This window comes from Actinokineospora iranica (assembly GCF_900101685.1).
Classification (GTDB): Bacteria; Actinomycetota; Actinomycetes; order Mycobacteriales; family Pseudonocardiaceae; genus Actinokineospora; species Actinokineospora iranica.
In genome coordinates this window covers 62,753-79,859 of the sequence record NZ_FMZZ01000019.1, presented here as the reverse complement: position 1 = coordinate 79,859, position 17,107 = coordinate 62,753, and the positions used below count along the sequence as shown (strand labels likewise).

Below are 17,107 nucleotides of genomic sequence, written 5' to 3'. Positions count from 1 at the left end.
CACGTCGCCCAATCGGGCAAGAGTGCCACGTTCTGTGGAACAAATTGACGACAGAACCACCCGTTTGACGTGTTTCATCGGCGATTTTCACTCTCTCCAGCGAAGACGCTGGATCGGTGATTCTTTTTCGCGCTCAGAAACGACGAAGGCGGCCTCCCCCAGAGGGGAGACCGCCTTCACGTCGTGCTTGCCGCTAGCTCACTCGGTGGGCTCGGAACCCTCGCCCGACTCGGCGCCGCCGCTGGGCGCGGACAGCTCGACCGGCAGCGAGTCCGGCACCCGGGTCGGCTTGGGCTCGCCGCGGAAGACGAACTTCGCCTTGTCCGCGCTGCCCTCTTCGCCGTCCCAGCCCTCGACGTCGGTGATGATGATCTGCCCTGCCTCGATCTCGCCGAACAGGATCTTCTCCGACAGCTGGTCCTCGATCTCGCGCTGGATCGTCCTGCGCAGCGGGCGGGCGCCCAGCACCGGGTCGAAGCCGCGCTTGGCCAGCAGCTTCTTGGCCTTGTCGGTCAGCTCGATGGCCATGTCCTTGTTCTTCAACTGCGTCTCGACGCGGTTGATCATCAGGTCCACCATGGTGATGATCTGCTGCTCGGTGAGCTGGTGGAAGACGATGATGTCGTCGATGCGGTTGAGGAACTCGGGCCGGAAGTGCTTCTTGAGCTCGTCGTTGACCTTGTTCTTCATGCGCTCGTAGTTCGAGCCCTGGTCGTTGCCGCTGGTGAAGCCGAGGCCGACCGCCTTCGAGATGTCCTGGGTGCCCAGGTTGGAGGTGAAGATGATCACAGTGTTCTTGAAGTCCACCGTGCGGCCCTGACCGTCGGTCAGCCGGCCGTCCTCCAGCACCTGCAGGAGGGTGTTGTAGACCTCCTGGTGCGCCTTCTCGATCTCGTCGAACAGCACGACCGAGAACGGCTTGCGCCGCACCTTCTCGGTGAGCTGGCCGCCCTCCTCGTAGCCCACGTACCCGGGCGGGGCGCCGAAGAGCCGCGACGCGGTGTAGCGGTCGTGGAACTCGCCCATGTCGATCTGGATGAGCGCGTCGTCCTCGCCGAACAGGAAGTTCGCCAGCGCCTTGGACAGCTCGGTCTTACCGACACCGGACGGACCGGCGAAGATGAACGAGCCGGACGGCCGCTTCGGGTCCTTGAGGCCCGCGCGGGTGCGGCGGATCGCCTGGGAGACGGCCTTGACGGCGTCTTCCTGGCCGATGATCCGCTTGTGCAGCTCGTCCTCCATGCGCAGCAGGCGGGAGGTCTCCTCCTCGGTGAGCTTGAACACCGGGATGCCGGTCCAGTTGGCCAGCACCTCCGCGATCTGCTCGTCGTCCACCTCGGCGACGACGTCGAGGTCGCCGTCCTTCCACTGCTTCTCCCGCTCGGCCTTCTGGCCCAGCAGCTGCTTCTCGGTGTCGCGCAGCTTCGCGGCCCGCTCGAAGTCCTGCGCGTCTATCGCGGACTCCTTCTCCCGGCGCACGTCGGCGATCTTCTCGTCGAACTCGCGCAGGTCCGGTGGCGCGGTCATCCGGCGGATGCGCATCCGCGCGCCCGCCTCGTCGATGAGGTCGATCGCCTTGTCCGGCAGGAACCGGTCGTTGATGTACCGGTCGGCCAGCGTCGCGGCCGAGACCAGGGCGGCGTCGGTGATCGTGACGCGGTGGTGCGCCTCGTACCGGTCGCGCAGGCCCTTGAGGATCTCGATGGTGTGCTCCAGCGACGGCTCGCCCACCTGGATCGGCTGGAAGCGGCGCTCCAGGGCCGGGTCCTTCTCGACGTACTTGCGGTACTCGTCGAGCGTGGTCGCGCCGATGGTCTGCAGCTCGCCGCGGGCCAGCATCGGCTTGAGGATCGACGCCGCGTCGATCGCGCCCTCGGCCGCGCCCGCGCCGACGAGGGTGTGGATCTCGTCGATGAACAGGATGATGTCGCCGCGGGTCTTGATCTCCTTGAGCACCTTCTTCAGGCGCTCCTCGAAGTCGCCGCGGTAGCGGGAACCGGCGACCAGCGAGCCGAGGTCGAGGGTGTAGAGCTGCTTGTCCTTGAGCGTCTCGGGCACCTCGCCCTTGACGACCATCTGCGCGAGCCCCTCCACGACGGCGGTCTTGCCGACGCCGGGCTCGCCGATGAGGACGGGGTTGTTCTTGGTGCGGCGGGACAGCACCTGCATGACCCGCTCGATCTCCTTGGTGCGGCCGATGACCGGGTCGAGCTTGCCCTCGCGGGCGGACGCGGTCAGGTTGCGGCCGAACTGGTCGAGCACCAGCGAGGAGGACGGGGTGCCCTCGCCGCGGCCACCGGTCTCGGTGGACTCCTTGCCGCCCTGGTAGCCCGACAGGAGCTGCAGGACCTGCTGGCGGACCCGGTTGAGGTCGGCGCCGAGCTTGACCAGCACCTGGGCGGCCACGCCCTCGCCCTCGCGGATCAGGCCGAGCAGGATGTGCTCGGTGCCGATGTAGTTGTGGCCCAGCTGCAGCGCCTCGCGCAGCGACAGCTCCAGGACCTTCTTCGCCCTCGGGGTGAAGGGGATGTGCCCGCTGGGCGCGTGCTGCCCCTGGCCGATGATCTCCTCGACCTGCTGCCGCACGCCTTCCAGCGCGATCCCCAACGACTCGAGCGCCTTGGCCGCGACACCCTCACCCTCGTGGATCAAGCCCAGGAGGATGTGCTCGGTGCCGATGTAGTTGTGGTTGAGCATCCTGGCTTCTTCCTGGGCCAGGACGACCACCCGCCTCGCGCGGTCGGTGAACCTCTCGAACATTCGCACTCCCTGACTGCTGCGCCGGCGGCCCTTCTCCACATCCTTCGCGTGGATTCAGCACCGTGAGACCACTGTAGTAGGCCCGGCCCCGGCACTGGCGTGCCAGTTGCGACCGGACCCGTGCCGCCTCGGCCTGACGGTGGTCCCTTTCGTCATACCCAACGTGCGACGGCGCATTCGGATTCCGCAAGACGCGCCCTGTCCGCTGAGCGCGAACACTCCGCCACCCACAAGTGTGCGCTTCCCAACGGGCGATCCGTCTGACGGATGTCAGCGAGATTCGGTAAGGTAAGGCAATCCTCACTACCCGGACAGCCCAGTAAGGAGGCACCCATGTGGCCCAACGTGTGCCTCCGATGCGCGGAAGGTAGGCGGCGATGACGGCCGGATACCGCATCGAGGCAGGCCTCAGGGACCGGCAGGGCTACCTCGCGGATTCACTCGATCGGGTAAACCCGCGGCAGGCCCGCGCGACGGTGCGGTTCGGGCTGCCGGAGGACCGCTCGCGGTGGACCCGGTGCGCCGACTTCCTCGCCATGCCGGACGGATTCGCCCGATGGCGTGAAGGTCTCGCCAGCTGGCTGACCGAGACGTACGGGGATTCACCCGAACGTACGACCGCGGGCTACGTGATGAACTGGTACCTGACCGTCCCGGGCTACGTCGCGGGCCTGCTGTTCCACCACGAGCGCCGCGTCCCGTCGCTGCGGCCCGCCGACCTGGCCTTCCGGATGGCCCAGCCGCGGCCGCACCCGGACGCCATCGCGGTCCTGTCGCCGCGGTTCGTCTGCCTGCCCGACGACCCGGCCGCGGGGACCCCGGAGGCGACCGTGGTGTCCGACGAGCGGGCGCTGGCCGCGGTCCTGCGCGGGCGGTTCACCGCGCACGCGGCCCGCTTTGTCGAGGTGTTCGCGCCGCAGGTGCGGCTGGGTCGGCGGATGCTCTGGGCGGCGGCCACCGACGTGCTGGACAACTCGCTGTGGCTCGCGGGCCGCTACGGCGGCGACGAGGGCGCTGGCGTGCTCGACGCCGCGCTCGTGCTCGCGGACGGCCCGGCCCCGCTCACCTCGGACTCCACGCTGCGCCCCCTGGCCGAGAGCGGCGGGCCGACGCGGTGGACGCGGCGGCGGGAGAGCTGCTGCTTCCACTACCTGCTCGAAGCGGGACAGGGCACGTGCCAAACCTGCCCCAGAGTGTGCCGGAAAAACTGATTTCGCGCGGCGACACTTCCACACTTTGCCGACGCCTAACAAACGATCAGCGGAAACGCAAGAGGCTGCCTACCCAAACGGCAGCCTCTTTAGTGACCTCGTCACGCCTGCTGGTTGTACGCGTCCAGAACGTCCGACGGGATTCGCCCCCGGTCGGAGACCTTCATACCCTGCTTGCGGGCCCACTCGCGAATTGCCTGGTTCTGCTCGCGATCGGCGGAAGCCGTGCGCGGCACGCGACCGGACGCGGCCTTCCCGACCGGGCGTTTGCGCCCGCCGGAACGACGAGCGTGATCGATGAAGTCGGCGAGCGCCTCGCGCAGCCTATCGGCATTGTCCCCGGACAGATCGATCTCGTAGGACGCGCCATCCAACCCGAACTGGACAGTCTCCTCGGCTTCGGAGCCATCGAGGTCGTCCACCAGCGAAACCGTGACCTTCTGCGCCACCTGCGCCTCCTTGCCGCTTGAATGTGCCTGCCCGATGAGCGACTCGCAAGAGCTCTCACGTTGAGCGTTCCGGCCACTGGTGCGAATACTGTCAGCAGCAGGTTAGCGCAAATCTCGCGGATTGCGTTAGTACCGGATACCCGAACGGGTCATTCGGGACGGACCAGCGGGAAGAGGATGGTCTCCCGGATGCCGAGCCCGGTGAGCGCCATCAACAGCCGATCGATGCCCATTCCCACACCGCCACTTGGTGGCATTCCGTACTCCATCGCGCGCAGAAAGTCCTCATCGACGCGCATGGCCTCGTCATCGCCCGCCGCGCCCAGCCGCGCCTGATCCTCCAGCCGTTCGCGTTCCACGACCGGGTCCACCAGTTCGGAGTATCCGGTCGCGAGCTCGAATCCGCGGACGTAGAGATCCCACTTTTCGGCCACCCCGCGCTCGGTGCGGTGCTGGCGGGTCAGCGGCGAGGTCTCCAGCGGGAAATCCCGCACGAACGTCGGCGCGTGCAGGTGGTCGCCCACCAGGTGCTCCCACAGCTCCTCGACCAGCTTGCCGTGCCCGTAGGCGGGGTCCAGCTCCAAACCGAGCGCCACCGAGTGCTTGCGCAGCAGGTCAGCGGGGGTGTCCGGGGTGATTTCCGTGCCGAGCGCGCCGGAAAGCGACCCGTACATCGTCAGCGTCGTCCACTCACCGGACAGGTCGTACTCCGACCCGTCGTCAAGGGTGACGACCTGCGAGCCGAAAACGGACTCCGCGGCCTCCTGCACCAGCGCGCGGGTCATCGCCGCGTTGGTGTCATAGGTCGCATACGCCTCGTAGTACTCCAGCATCGCGAACTCCGGCGAATGCGTGGAATCGCTGCCCTCGTTGCGGAAGTTGCGGTTGATCTCGAAGACCTTCTCCAGCCCGCCCACCAGGCACCGCTTGAGATACAGCTCCGGCGCGATCCGCAGGAACAGCTCCATGTCCATCGCGTTCGACTGGGTGCTGAACGGGCGCGCCGCGGCGCCGCCGTGCACGGTCTGCAACATCGGCGTCTCGACCTCGATGAAACCGCGCGAGTGAAAACTCTCACGCAGCGAACGCACCACACCCGCGCGGTTGCGGACGGTCTCCCGCGCGCGCGGACGCAGGATCAGGTCGACATAGCGCTGCCTTATCCGCACTTCCTCGCTGAGCGCCTTGTGCGCCACCGGCAACGGCCGCAGCGCCTTCGCCGCCAATCGCCACTCGTCGGCCAGAACCGACAACTCGCCGCGCCGGGAGGTGATGACCTCGCCGGAGACGAAAACGTGGTCGCCGAGGTCGACATCGGACTTCCACGCCGAAAGCGCGTCCGCGCCGACCTTGTCCAGGCTCAGCATCGCCTGCAGTTCGGTCCCGTCGCCTTCGCGCAGGGTCGCGAAGCAGAGCTTGCCGGTGTTGCGCACGAACATCACGCGCCCGGTGACCGCGACCTTGTCGCCGGTGGCGGTGTCGGTCGGCAGATCGGAATACGCCTCGCGGACCTGCGCGAGGGTATGCGTGCGCGGCAGTTCCACCGGGTACGGCTCGACACCGGCGGCGAGCAGCCGCTCCCGCTTCTCCCGGCGGATGCGCATCTGCTCGGGCAGGTCGTCGCCGGTCGGGGAGTCAGGCAGCTCTTCAGTCACGGGCAAAGGGTACGGAGAACCCCGGCGGCGACCCAAACCGGTATCCGCGGCCGACAGGGATACGGTTTCGACCATGGACGAGTCGGAGTTGTTCGCCAAGCGGGCCAGTTCTTTCGGCGCCAATGCGGCCGCCTACGCCCAGCACCGCCCCGGCTATCCGGCCGAGGCGATCGAATGGGTCATCGGCGACCGGATGCGGGTGCTCGACCTCGCCGCGGGCACCGGGCGGCTCACCGAGGGCCTGCTCGCCTTCGGCCTTGAGGTCACCGCCGTCGAGCCGGACGAGGCCATGCGCGCGGAGCTGACCCGCCGCATCCCCGACGTGCCCGCGCTGGACGGCTCGGCTGAGGACATCCCACTGCCGGACGCCTCGGTCGAGGCGGTCCTGGTCGGCCACGCCTTCCACTGGTTCAACACCGACAAGGCCCTCACCGAGATCACCCGCGTGCTGCGCCCCGGCGGCGTCTTCGGCGCCCTGTGGAACCACGACGACCTGACGGTCGACTGGGTCGCGGGCCTGGCCGAGCTCACGGCGACCAGCCTCGGCGAGGTGCAGCGGGTGAAGGTGGACGTGCCCAGCCACGACCTGCTCGAACCGCACGAGCTGAAGACGTTCCCGCACCGCCAGCGCCGCACGGTGGAGTCCCTGCTGGCCACCCTCGGCACCCACTCCCAGATCTCCGTGGCCGACGCCACCGAACGCGCCCAGGTCTTCGACCGGGTCCGCACCTACCTGTGGTCCCGCCCGGAGACCTCGGCGGGCGAGTTCGACCGCCCGCTGATCACCAGCGTGGTACGCGCGATCCGGCGGTAAGACTCAGCGGGAGTTGCGCTCGAAGACCAGGCGCAAGCCCATCAGGGTCAGGTCCGGGCGGTGGTGCTGGATCGTGTCGGACTCGTCCACGACCAGCGGGGCCAGGCCGCCGGTGGCGATCACGGTGACCGGGCCCTGGTGGCCGGTGCGCTCCAGTTCGCGGGAGATGCGGGTGACCAGGCCGTCGACCTGGCCCGCGAAGCCGAACATGATGCCCGACTGGAGGCATTCGACGGTGTTCTTGCCGATGACCGAGCGGGGCCGGACCATCTCCACCTTGCGCAGGGCCGCGGCGCGGGCGGCGAGGGCGTCCACGGAGATCTCGATGCCGGGCATGAACACGCCGCCGAGGAACTCGCCCTTGGCGGAGATGACGTCGATGTTGGTGGAGGTGCCGAAGTCGACCACGACGCACGCGGTGCTGAACAGGTGGTGCGCCGCCAGGGTGTTGATCACCCGGTCGGCTCCGACCTCCTTCGGGTTGTCCACCAGCAGCGGGACGCCCGTGCGGACCCCGGGCTCCACGATCACCCGGGGCACGCGCGGGTGGTAGCGGCCGAGCATGACCCGAAGCTCGCGCAGCACCGCGGGGACGGTGGACAGCGCCGAGATGCCGGTCACGCGGTCGGCGTGCTCGCCGAGCAGGCCGCGCATGGTGAGCGCGAGTTCGTCCGCGGTGATCCTGGCGTCGGTGCGCATCCGCCAGTCGCGCAGCAGGTCGCCGTCGGTGTGCAGCCCGAGTGCGATGTTGGTGTTGCCGACATCGATGGTGAGCAGCACGCCCGGCTCAGCTCTCGTGGGCGAGCAGCGCGTCCAGCTTGGCGGCGTCGGCGGTCTCGGCGGGCGGGTCGGCGGTGACCGCGCCGCTGCGCAGGCCCGAGTCCGCAGGCGCGTGCCCGGCGTCGCCGCCGAGGTGGACGATCCTGTTGTCCGCGTCCACGAACACGATCTTCGGCACGTACGCGGCCGCCTCCGCGGAGTCCATCAGGCCGTAGGAGATCAGGATGACCAGGTCGCCGGGGTGCACCAGGTGCGCTGCCGCGCCGTTGATGCCGATCACCCCGCTGCCCCGCTCGCCCTCGATGACGTAGGTCTCCAGGCGGGCGCCGTTGGTGATGTCGACAATGGCCACCTGCTCGCCGGGAAGCAGGTCGGCCGCCTCCAGCAGGATCGGGTCGACCGTCACCGAGCCCACGTAGTGCAGGTCGGCCTGGGTGACGGTGGCCCGGTGGATCTTCGACTTGAGCATCGTGCGGAACATCTCGGCACCTTTCCTTAACCGTGCTGGGCCAGGTCCGGCCTGCCGAGCAGCACCGGGACGTTGTCGATGAGGCGGGTGTCGCCGAGCTTGGCGGCCACCAGCAGGCGCGCGTCGCCGCGCTCGGGCGCAGGCCCGAGGTCGGGGTCGCGCAGGGCGACGTAGTCGACCTTGAGTTCGGGGGTGCGGGCCAGGACGTCGCGGGCCGAGGCGAGCACGGCCTGCTCGCCTTCCCGGCCCGCGTACTGGCCCGCGGTGAGGGCGGCGGACAGCGCCACGGCGGCGGCGCGCTGATCGGCGTCGAGGAAAGCGTTGCGGGAAGACAGCGCGAGCCCATCGGTCTCGCGGACCGTGGGCACTCCGATGATGTGCGGCTCCATGTCCAGGTCGCGCACCATCTTCTTGATCAGCACCAGCTGCTGGTAGTCCTTCTCACCGAACAGCGCGTAGTCGGGGCGCACGATGTTGAACAGCTTCGCGACCACGGTCAGCACACCGGAGAAGTGCCCGGGGCGGGCCGCGCCTTCCAGCTCCTCGCCCAGCGGTCCGGCGTGGACGGTGACCTGCGCGTCCGGCGGGTACAGCGCTTCCCGCGCTGGCGTGAACACCAGCTCCACGCGCTCTTCCTCGCAGGCGGCCAGGTCGGCGTCGAGGGGGCGCGGGTAGCGGTCGAAGTCCTCGCCCGCGCCGAACTGCAGCGGGTTGACGAAGATCGACGCCACCAGCACCGTGTTCGGGATGCGGCGGGCGCGGCTCATCAGCTCGCGGTGGCCAGCGTGCAGCGCGCCCATGGTCGGCACGAACGCGATCTTGCGGCCGGTGGCGCGCAGCGCCCGGGTGACCTTCGCCAGCTGCTCCGGCGAGGTGTGGACGTGCAGCTTCCCTGCGGTGAACCGGGTCATGGGGTCTCTTCCTCGATGGCGGCGGCCACGTCCGGCAGCAGGTCGGCGCGCAGCAGACCGGCCTCCACGGCCCGGCGGGCGGTGCGCGAGGCCAGCGCCCGGTAGGCGGGCAGCATGTCGGGGGCGTGCTCGGCGAGCACGCCGACGTGTTTGCGGACAGTCCCCGCGTCGCCCCTGGCCACCGGCCCGGTCAACGCGCGGTCGCCGTGGCGCAGCGCGTTGTCCAGGGCGGCGGAAAGCAGCGGGCCGAGCAGCCGCTCCGGGGTGCCGATGCCCGCCGAGCCGAGCAGGTCGGCGGCCTCGGCGACCAGGGTGACCAGGTGGTTCGCGCCGTGCGCGAGGGCGGTGTGGTAGAGCGGGCGGGCGGCTTCGGGGATGCGCACCGGCTCCGCGCCCATCTCCACGACCAGCGCCTCGGCCACGTTCCAGGCCACCTCGTCGCCGTCGGCCGCGGTCACCCCGAAGCAGCAGGCCGCGATGCGCTGGAGGTCTTCCGGGCGGCCGGTGAACGTCATCGCCGGGTGCAGCGCCAAGCCGAGCGCGCCGAGTTCGGCGGCGGGGGCGAGCACATCGACGCCGTGCGCGCCGGAGGTGTGCACGACGATCTGCGTCGGCCCCAGCGCCCCGGCGGCGGCGAGCCCGCGGACCATGCCGGGCAGGGCGTCGTCGGGCAGGGCGAGCAGCACGAGTTCCGCGCCCCGGGCGACCTCGTCCGGCGGGGCGATGGCGACGTCGGGCAGCAGGTCGTCTGCCCGGCGCAGCGACTCGCGCGAGACCGCGGACACGGCGGCGACGGTGTGCCCGGCGCGGGCGAGCGCGGCGCCGAGGACAGCGCCGACGCGACCGGCGGACACGACCCCGACCGACAGCCGGGCGGGGCGCGTCACCGCGAACCCCAGCATGTCGAACCCGTCGAACACATGGCGAAGCGCTCCCTACCTCGTTCCAGTCCCGCATCGGCGCGGGTACCAGACGACGGGCGCGAGAGTAGCCGTCCGTGCCCGGCGAGGTGGCATTCGGGTGACCAGCTTCACCGCACCGGGCGAGTGATTCAGGCCCGCTGGGCCGCCGCGACCGCGGCGGCCCGCGCCTCCCGCAGCACCTGGATCAGCAGCGCCTCCCGGGCCGGGCCGCCCTGGCCCGAGGTGCCCACCGCCATCGCGTGCCACAGGAACGCCAACTCGCTCACCGCGGCCTGATACTCCCCCACCGCCCGCGCGGCCTCCCGCCCCGACCGCGCGCGCACCTTCTTGCGCCACTTGCGCCGCCCGGTCAGGCTCGCCAGCAGGTCGACCTCGGAGGCCACGATCCAGTTCGACTCCACCATCGCGGGCAGCGCGGCGGCGACGATGCGCTGCTCGCGCTTGCGGTGCCAGTTGACGAACAGGGCGACCACGACGAACAGCGGGACCATCACCAGGAAGTACATGCTCAGGAACGTCGACGCCGAGCCGAGGGTCGCCGAGCCGTTCCACAGCGCGTGCAGCAGCACGGCGGCGAGGTAGCCGCCCAGCGGCGCCAGAATCCGCACGGCCCGCGCGGTCGACCGGGCCGCGACACCGACCCCGATGCCGATCATGACCGTGAACAGCGGATGCGTGAACGGCGACACCACGCCGCGCAGGATGAACGCGGCGAGCACGCCCGGGGTGGTGCTGTCGCCGAACCCGTACTCGGCGAAGGCCCGGCCGAAGTAGTAGATGTTCTCCATGAAGGCGAACCCGGCCGCGACGAACCCGGCGTAGACGATCCCGTCGACCAGCCCGTCGAACTCGGCGCGCAGGAACAGGTAGATCCCCAGCACGAAGACGCCCTTGGCGGCCTCCTCGAACAGCGGAGCCGACACCACGGCGCTGATCTTGTCGCCGTTGCCCTTGCCGAGCAGCAGGTCGCCGACGGCCTCGGCGGTGTTGTTGATCAGCAGCGCGGTCAGCGTCGCGCCGCACGCGCCCCACCCGAACGCCAGCCACAGCCACCGGGCTGGCTCCGGCTCCCACCGGTCCAGCCACAGGAACGCCGCCACGACCGGGCCGACCGGCAGCAGCGCCGCCCCGACCCCCACCAGCTCCGCGACCAGCCCCACCCGCGCGGTGCTCACCGCGAGCAACGTCAGCCCGCACCCCGCCAGCACCACCAACCCCGCCACGGGAAGCAACACGGTCAGCCGACGGGGCGTGTGGCGGGATAAGGGCTGCTCAGACACGAAAGATGATCATAGGGCTAGCGCTGTGGCCGGAAACGTCTGCTGTGGTCAGCGGGTCGACCGCGGTGAACGTTCCGGTCACCGCACCAGTGGCAGGCGCATGACCCGTTCACTCGTCGTCCCGCCGCCGACGCCGCCGCGGACTTGCCGCCGCCCCGTTAGCGGCCAGCAACTCGCTTACCGACTTCCCGGAAGCGTGCGACCCGGTCTCCGCGGACTCGTCGTCGGCCCGCCGCCTGCGGCCGCCGCCGTCGTCTTCCTGCACCGCCCGCCTGCCGGTGGTCTCCTGCGCCGCGCGCCGTCCCACGGCGTCCTCGTCCGGCGCTGCCCGCCGCCCGGTGGCGTCCTCGCCCGGCGACCCGCGCCGCCCCGCGCCCTCGTCGTCGGGCAGCGCCCGCCGCCCCCGGCTCTCCTGCGCCGCCCGCCGCCCGGTGGGCACGGCTTCCGCGTGGTGTCCGCCGGGCTCCCCGCCGTGCCGTCCGACCGGCTCGGCGACGGCGTGCCGGGTGCCCGCCTGCCCACCCGCCGCGGCCTGCCTGGCTTCGTCCACGGCAGGGCTGACCGGCGGGAACTTCCCGGTGACCGCGCGACGGCGACCGCCCTCCTGGGGCCGCTCCGGCTCGTCGGGGAGCGGTTCCTGGGGCGGCCAGTCGGCCGGTTGCCGTGGGGGCTGCTGGGCACCCGGATGCTCCTGGGCAGGAGTGCGGGACCCCGCGGGCCGGCCCGGCGGCATCCCGGCGGCGCTCGGCCTGCCGGACGCAACGGCTCCTGCCTGCCCATGCGCGCCCCGGGTGGCGGTCTGGTCCACATCCGCCTGCCCGCGACCCCGAACAGCCGCCTGCTGGTTCGGGTCCGCTTTCCGGTCCACGGTCGGGTTCCCACGAGCCCCGCTGGCCTGCGCCTGCTCGCTCGTCTGGCCCCCACCCGCCACACCGTGGGCGCCTCGGGCAGCGGGCTGGTCGGTGTTCTGCCTGCCGGGGGCCACCCTGGCCGCATCGGTGCCCGGCCTGCCCTGGCTCGCCGCGGGCTGGACCGGGGGAATCCTGGCCGCTGTCCGCTCAGGGGCCTGGTCGGCCTGCCGGGCAGCGGGGGGGCGGGCCGAGGACTGGGGCGGGTTCGGCTGGACCGGGGCCATACCCACGGCGGTCCGGTCGCCCAGTGGCTGGACCGGGCGGAGTTGCGCTGAGGTGCGCTCGGCGTCTCCCGCGTCGGGTCTGGCGGGAGCGTGGCCTGGCCTGTCTTGCTGCGGCCGGTTCGGCGGGCCGCCGGGGGCCGGAAGCCGCTGGCTGGTTCGCGGGGCCGGTTGGCTCTCCGCGGCCCCGGGAACGGGGAACTCCTGGCTGTTCTGCGGCGCGGGCATCGACTGGGTGGACTGGCCCACCGCCGAGCGCGGGCGCTGCGGAGCACCTCGACCGGGTTGACCGTCAGCGGCGGATTCCGCCCGCACCCCGGCCCCCGGTCTGCTTAACGACTCGTTGCCCCGGCCCGCGCGCGCCTCGGCCTCGGGCCGCTGCGGCGCGGCCATCCCGCGGGCCGCCGGGCGCTGGTCACCGGCATCCAGCCGCTCGGACACCCGCCGCCCAGGGGCATCGCCCTGACCGGCCGGGGAATCGCGGTTGGGGGCGGCCCGGTTACCCGGCGGTTCCGGCCGCTGCGGGACAGCCATCCCCTGGCTCGCGGACGAGTCCGCACGCGCCCCCTGGCCGGTGCGCGCCCGCTGATCGGCCTGCGCGCGCGCGGCCTTGAGGCCGGGGACGCGGTGCTCGCCGGATTCCCAGGACGGGGTCCAGTCGGGGTCGATGCGCTCGTTCTCGGCCTCATCGACCGAGTCGACGGAGAACCAGCGGTCGGACTTGCCGCGGCCGTCGGTGCGGACGCGTTCGATCAGCTCGGTCTCCGGTTCGCCGGACGCGGCCGCCGAGAGGCGGCGGAGCCTGCCGTTGTGCCGGGAACCGATCGCCCGCGAGTCCTGGGCGCCCGCGCGCATCCGGGTGGCCTCGGCGTGCAGGGCGAAGCGCTCCACCAACACTTCGCCCCCGAGCAGCTTCTCCAGGTTCTCGCGCATCGCCCGCAGTTCCTCGCGCAGCGCGGCGAGGTCGGCGAGGTCTTCGCGGGCCTTCTCGTCGGCCTTGCGCCGGGTCTCGGCCTCGATCTCCAGTTCGTACTCGCGGCGGGCAGCGATCTCGCGTTCGAGTTCGAGCTGGTAGACCTCCTGAAGCTCGGCGGCTTCCTCGGCCCGGTCGACGACCTGCCTGCGGTACTTCGCGGCGACGAACGCGCCCGCGAGCGCGGCCCACAGCGCGGCGACGACGCCCAGCCGCAGCCAGCGCACCGAGTCGCTGAGCACCAGCACGGCGGTGGAGGCGACGGCCAGCCCCAGCGCGGCGAAGAGCAGAACGCGCGCGCCGGATGAGCCTGCGTCCTGATCTTCGGCGGATTCGGTCCGGGCCGTCATGGGCACTACCGTACCGGTCCGTTATCTTGACGAGACCAAACGGATGCCCTGTCGTTTACCGGGCACCGTCCCGACGCTGGTCATTCGGATCGTCGGGCGTTCGGCAACATGACTCTAGCCACAGCGCCGCACCGATCAAGGCGGCCGCGCAAACGGCCCCGATCACCGCGCTCGGGACGTCGCTCTTGGCCGCTTCGACCTGTCCGCTTTCCGGCAGCACATAGGCCAAGACACCCAGCCAGGCGCCGAGCATGATCGCGCCCAGCAGCGACGAGGCCTTCGCCAGCGCGACCGCGCGCGCCGCGCTCAGCGCCTGCACCACCCTGCCCGGCGTCGTGCGCCGGATGCGGGCGCGCAACGCGAACCCCAGCGCGGTCTCCGCGATCGCCAAGACGAGCAGCGTGACCCCGGCGAGCGTCGGCAGCGGCACCAGGTCGCCGTAGAACAGCCGGAAGGCGAGGTGCACGACCACGGCGGTGAGCACGCCCGCGGGCACCAGGTCGCGCGGCTGGGTGAATCTCACGTCAGCTCCAGGTCGGGGCGCTCGCGGACACCGGCGCTGTCCAGGCCAGCGAGCAGCGCGCGGGCGCTGCCGTGGCCGGGGACCTCGGCGTCCGGCTCGATGTCGAGCCAGGGCACGAGCACGGTGGCGCGCTCGGGGGTGCCCGGGTGCGGGAGCAGCAGTTCCGGCTCGTCGCTGCGCACCCCGTCGACGGTGACCACGTCCACGTCCAGCGTGCGCGGACCCCAGCGCCGCTCGCGCACCCGGCCCGCCCGGTTCTCCAGGTCCTGGCCGCGGCGCAGCCAGCCCCAGGCGTCGGTCGTGTCGTCACGCACGATCAGCACCGCGTTGAGGAAGTCGGGTTGGTCGGTGACGCCCCACGCGGCCGTCTCGTACACCGGGGACACCGCGACGAGCACATCGGCGAACCCGTCGACGGCCACCCGCAGGTTGGCGAGCCGGTCGCCCAGGTTCGACCCGATGGACAGCACGGCCCTGGTCACCGGCGCGCCCGCCGGGACCGCCGCACGGTGACCGCGACATCGGCGAAGGACAGCGGGATCGGCGCGCTCGGCTTGTGCAGGGTGACCTCGACGGCGTGCACCCGCTCGTCGGCCATCTCGCCCTCGGCGATCTCGGCGGCCACGGTCTCGATGAGGTCCCGGGAGGGGCCCGTGACGATCTTCGCGGCCCGTTCGGCGAGTTCGCCGTAGTGCACGGTGTGCCGCAGGTCGTCGGTGGCGGCGGCCCGGTCGAGATCGATCCACAGGGTGATGTCGACGACGAACTCCTGCCCGTCGCGCTTCTCGTGGTCGAACACGCCGTGGTTCCCGCGCACGCGCAGCCCGGTGAGGGTGATCCGGTCGGTCATACCTGCCTTCCCTTCGGGGCTCCCGTCATGGCGGCGGCCACCGCCACCGCGTCGAGTGATCGGTCCACATCGTGCACCCGCACGCCCCAGGCGCCCGCCGCTGCGACGAGCGCCGACACGGCCGCGGTCGCGTCCTCCCGGCCGTCGGGCGGGCGGGGCACCCCGTCCTTGGCGAGCAGGGCGCCGAGAAAACGCTTGCGGGACGCGCCCACCAGCACCGGGAACCCCAGTTCGAGCAGCGCGCCGAGGTCGCGCAGCAGCGTCCAGTTGTGCTCGGCGTTCTTGGCGAACCCGAGCCCCGGGTCCAGCGCGATGGCGTGCTCGGACACCCCGGCCTGCAACGCGGCGTCCACCCTGGCCAGCAGCTCGGCCCGCACTTCCGCGACGACGTCGACGTAGTCGGCGAGAGCGTCCATGTCCCGGCTGTGGCCGCGCCAGTGCATCAGAATCCACGGCACGCCCGTCTCGGCCGCGACCCGCGCCATGTCCGGGTCGGCGAGCCCGCCGGAGACGTCGTTGATCACCGTGGCGCCCGCGGCCACCGCGGCCTCGGCCACCCGCGCGCGGGTGGTGTCGACGCTGACCACGACCCCGGCCGCGACCAGTTCCCGGATCACCGGGACCACCCGCGCGGTCTCGGTCTCGGCGTCGACGCGCCCCGCGCCCGGCCGGGTGGACTCCCCGCCGACGTCGATCAGGTCGGCGCCGCGCGCCCAGGTGTCCAGGCCGTGCGCGATGGCGTCGCCGCGGTCGAGGTAGCGGCCCCCGTCGGAGAACGAGTCCGGGGTCACGTTGAGCACCCCCATCACCGCGCACCGGTTGGGGCTGGGCAGCAGAGTCATCGGATGCGCCCGCTGATCAGCTGCAACGCCTCGGCCCGCGACGACGGCGAGGTCTGCAGCAGGCCGCGCAGCGCGGAAGTGGTCGTGCGCGCCCCCGGTTTGCGGATGCCGCGCATCGCCATGCACAGGTGCTCGGCCTCGATGACCACGATCGCCCCCAGCGGCTCCAGCTTGCGCATCAGCGCGTCGGCGATCTGCGAGGTCAGCCGCTCCTGCACCTGCGGGCGGCGGGCGTAGAGGTCGACCAGGCGGGCCAGTTTCGACAGCCCGGTCACCTTGCCGTGCTCGTTGGGGATATAGCCGACATGGGCGACACCGTGGAATGCCACGAGATGATGCTCACAATTATGCCCCAAATGCCCGGCGATCAGAAAAGTCGGGTGTGGGTCGCAGGTGAAACTGTAAACGGTGTGCGTCCCGGAACCCGGTATTTCCCGAACCGACTCGACCCGGGCCCACTCCGACTCGGCCAGCACCGTCCCATGTGACCGCTGGTCGAACCCGTGCCTGCGCGTCCAGGCGTCCGCGCCGGGGAGCGCCGCCGCGAGAACTGGCCTCTTCGCGCTGGTCAGCGCACTTTTCCGGGAAGCGAGACCGCCCTCAGGGGTCCACTCGACGAACGTTCCGGCGACGTCCTTGGCCTCCCGCCACCCGTCCGGTGTGGCCATCGGGTGGTCCGGGGTCACCGTGAACGCGCCGCCTGCCGTGGTGACCTCGACCAAGTCCCGGGTGTCGCGGGCACTGACCTCGACAACGGAAGTCGGCTCCACCGTCCCGTTCACCAGGGTCCACAGCCGGTCGCCGACGCGAACATCGGCCGCCTGTTTCCGGCCGCCGACCGCGTTCACGGTCTGCGTGCTGGGAACACAGGTGGAATACATCGGGATATCGGTGACGAGGACGAGTTCGTCGTGGCTCTCGTCGAACGTCTTGTCCAGGACGGAGTCCGGATCGCTGTAGAGGCCCGCGAACAGCTCCGCATACGCCCGGGCGACCCGGGCCGGGGTCTCCAGCAGGCCGTCGCGGTCCGGGTCCTCACCGCAGGCGATGAGCAGCTCCCGGACGGCCCTCTCGGCCCGGTCCTTGTCGAACACCGGGGCCGAGGCGAAATCCGCCCCGGCCCCGTCACGGCTGGTCGTCATCGGCGCCTCCGCAGATCGTCGCGGCTGAATGCCGCCACCATCG

The 17,107-nt window shown here is 71.3% G+C and carries 15 protein-coding genes and 2 pseudogenes; 2 read left to right on the top strand and 15 right to left on the bottom strand.

Features of this window, described 5'->3' with window-relative positions; all coding sequences use genetic code 11:
- Positions 1-198 precede the first annotated feature (198 nt).
- Positions 199-2,760, bottom strand: coding sequence for an ATP-dependent Clp protease ATP-binding subunit (locus tag BLS56_RS27435; protein ID WP_091456691.1), 2,562 nt, complete (start codon positions 2,758-2,760; stop codon positions 199-201).
- A 377-nt stretch (positions 2,761-3,137) separates the two neighbouring features.
- Between BLS56_RS27435 and BLS56_RS27430 the strand changes: the two genes are divergently transcribed.
- On the top strand, positions 3,138-3,971 hold the full coding sequence (locus tag BLS56_RS27430) for a (2Fe-2S)-binding protein (RefSeq protein WP_091456689.1): 834 nt from the start codon (positions 3,138-3,140) through the stop codon (positions 3,969-3,971).
- A 101-nt stretch (positions 3,972-4,072) separates the two neighbouring features.
- Here the strand turns inward: BLS56_RS27430 and BLS56_RS27425 are convergent, their stop codons facing one another.
- Positions 4,073-4,420 (bottom strand): histone-like nucleoid-structuring protein Lsr2, encoded by a 348-nt coding sequence (locus tag BLS56_RS27425; RefSeq protein WP_091456686.1) that lies wholly within the window; start codon positions 4,418-4,420, stop codon positions 4,073-4,075.
- 149 nt (positions 4,421-4,569) lie between these two features.
- Entirely contained in the window at positions 4,570-6,024 is a 1,455-nt protein-coding gene (lysS, locus tag BLS56_RS27420; RefSeq protein WP_175483076.1) for a lysine--tRNA ligase, read from the bottom strand.
- Positions 6,025-6,148: 124 nt separating this feature from the next.
- Here lysS and BLS56_RS27415 point away from each other — a divergent pair, with 124 nt between their 5' ends.
- On the top strand, positions 6,149-6,889 hold the full coding sequence (locus BLS56_RS27415; RefSeq protein WP_091456681.1) for a class I SAM-dependent methyltransferase: 741 nt from the start codon (positions 6,149-6,151) through the stop codon (positions 6,887-6,889).
- Between the two features lie 3 nt (positions 6,890-6,892).
- Here the strand turns inward: BLS56_RS27415 and BLS56_RS27410 are convergent, their stop codons facing one another.
- The 12 genes and pseudogenes from BLS56_RS27410 to BLS56_RS27355 form a co-directional block, all read right to left on the bottom strand.
- The gene (locus BLS56_RS27410; RefSeq protein ID WP_091456678.1) at positions 6,893-7,669 is read right to left on the bottom strand and encodes a type III pantothenate kinase; all 777 of its coding nucleotides are present in this window, start codon (positions 7,667-7,669) and stop codon (positions 6,893-6,895) included.
- A gap of 7 nt (positions 7,670-7,676) precedes the next feature.
- Positions 7,677-8,150 (bottom strand): aspartate 1-decarboxylase, encoded by a 474-nt coding sequence (gene panD, locus BLS56_RS27405; RefSeq protein WP_091456676.1) that lies wholly within the window; start codon positions 8,148-8,150, stop codon positions 7,677-7,679.
- Positions 8,151-8,164: 14 nt separating this feature from the next.
- Entirely contained in the window at positions 8,165-9,049 is an 885-nt protein-coding gene (gene panC, locus BLS56_RS27400) for a pantoate--beta-alanine ligase (RefSeq protein WP_091456674.1), read from the bottom strand.
- Positions 9,046-9,936 carry a Rossmann-like and DUF2520 domain-containing protein gene (locus tag BLS56_RS27395; protein ID WP_091456757.1) on the bottom strand — a complete coding sequence of 297 codons (891 nt, stop codon included), beginning with the start codon at positions 9,934-9,936 and terminating at the stop codon, positions 9,046-9,048. Before BLS56_RS27395 ends, panC begins: the two co-directional genes overlap by 4 nt.
- A 164-nt stretch (positions 9,937-10,100) precedes the next feature.
- Positions 10,101-11,207 carry a PrsW family intramembrane metalloprotease gene (locus BLS56_RS27390; protein WP_091456672.1) on the bottom strand — a complete coding sequence of 369 codons (1,107 nt, stop codon included), beginning with the start codon at positions 11,205-11,207 and terminating at the stop codon, positions 10,101-10,103.
- Between the two features lie 154 nt (positions 11,208-11,361).
- Positions 11,362-13,707, bottom strand: coding sequence for a DUF6779 domain-containing protein (locus BLS56_RS27385; protein ID WP_091456669.1), 2,346 nt, complete (start codon positions 13,705-13,707; stop codon positions 11,362-11,364).
- 55 nt (positions 13,708-13,762) lie between these two features.
- The gene (locus BLS56_RS27380) at positions 13,763-14,230 is read right to left on the bottom strand and encodes a DUF3180 domain-containing protein (protein ID WP_091456666.1); all 468 of its coding nucleotides are present in this window, start codon (positions 14,228-14,230) and stop codon (positions 13,763-13,765) included.
- On the bottom strand, positions 14,227-14,712 hold the full coding sequence (gene folK, locus BLS56_RS27375; protein ID WP_091456663.1) for a 2-amino-4-hydroxy-6-hydroxymethyldihydropteridine diphosphokinase: 486 nt from the start codon (positions 14,710-14,712) through the stop codon (positions 14,227-14,229). Before folK ends, BLS56_RS27380 begins: the two co-directional genes overlap by 4 nt.
- Positions 14,709-15,080: a dihydroneopterin aldolase gene (gene folB, locus BLS56_RS27370; RefSeq protein WP_091456662.1), complete on the bottom strand. Its 372-nt coding sequence runs from the start codon at positions 15,078-15,080 to the stop codon at positions 14,709-14,711. The genes folK and folB overlap by 4 nt, the downstream gene beginning before the upstream one ends.
- Positions 15,077-15,922, bottom strand: coding sequence for a dihydropteroate synthase (gene folP / locus BLS56_RS27365; protein ID WP_091456659.1), 846 nt, complete (start codon positions 15,920-15,922; stop codon positions 15,077-15,079). Before folP ends, folB begins: the two co-directional genes overlap by 4 nt.
- Positions 15,919-16,266: pseudogene (folE, locus tag BLS56_RS27360) on the bottom strand (GTP cyclohydrolase I); the annotation flags it as partial. The pseudogene folE and the gene folP, both read right to left, overlap by 4 nt.
- Positions 16,267-16,788: 522 nt before the next feature.
- A pseudogene (locus BLS56_RS27355) lies at positions 16,789-17,064 on the bottom strand (GTP cyclohydrolase I); the annotation flags it as partial.
- Positions 17,065-17,107 lie beyond the last annotated feature (43 nt).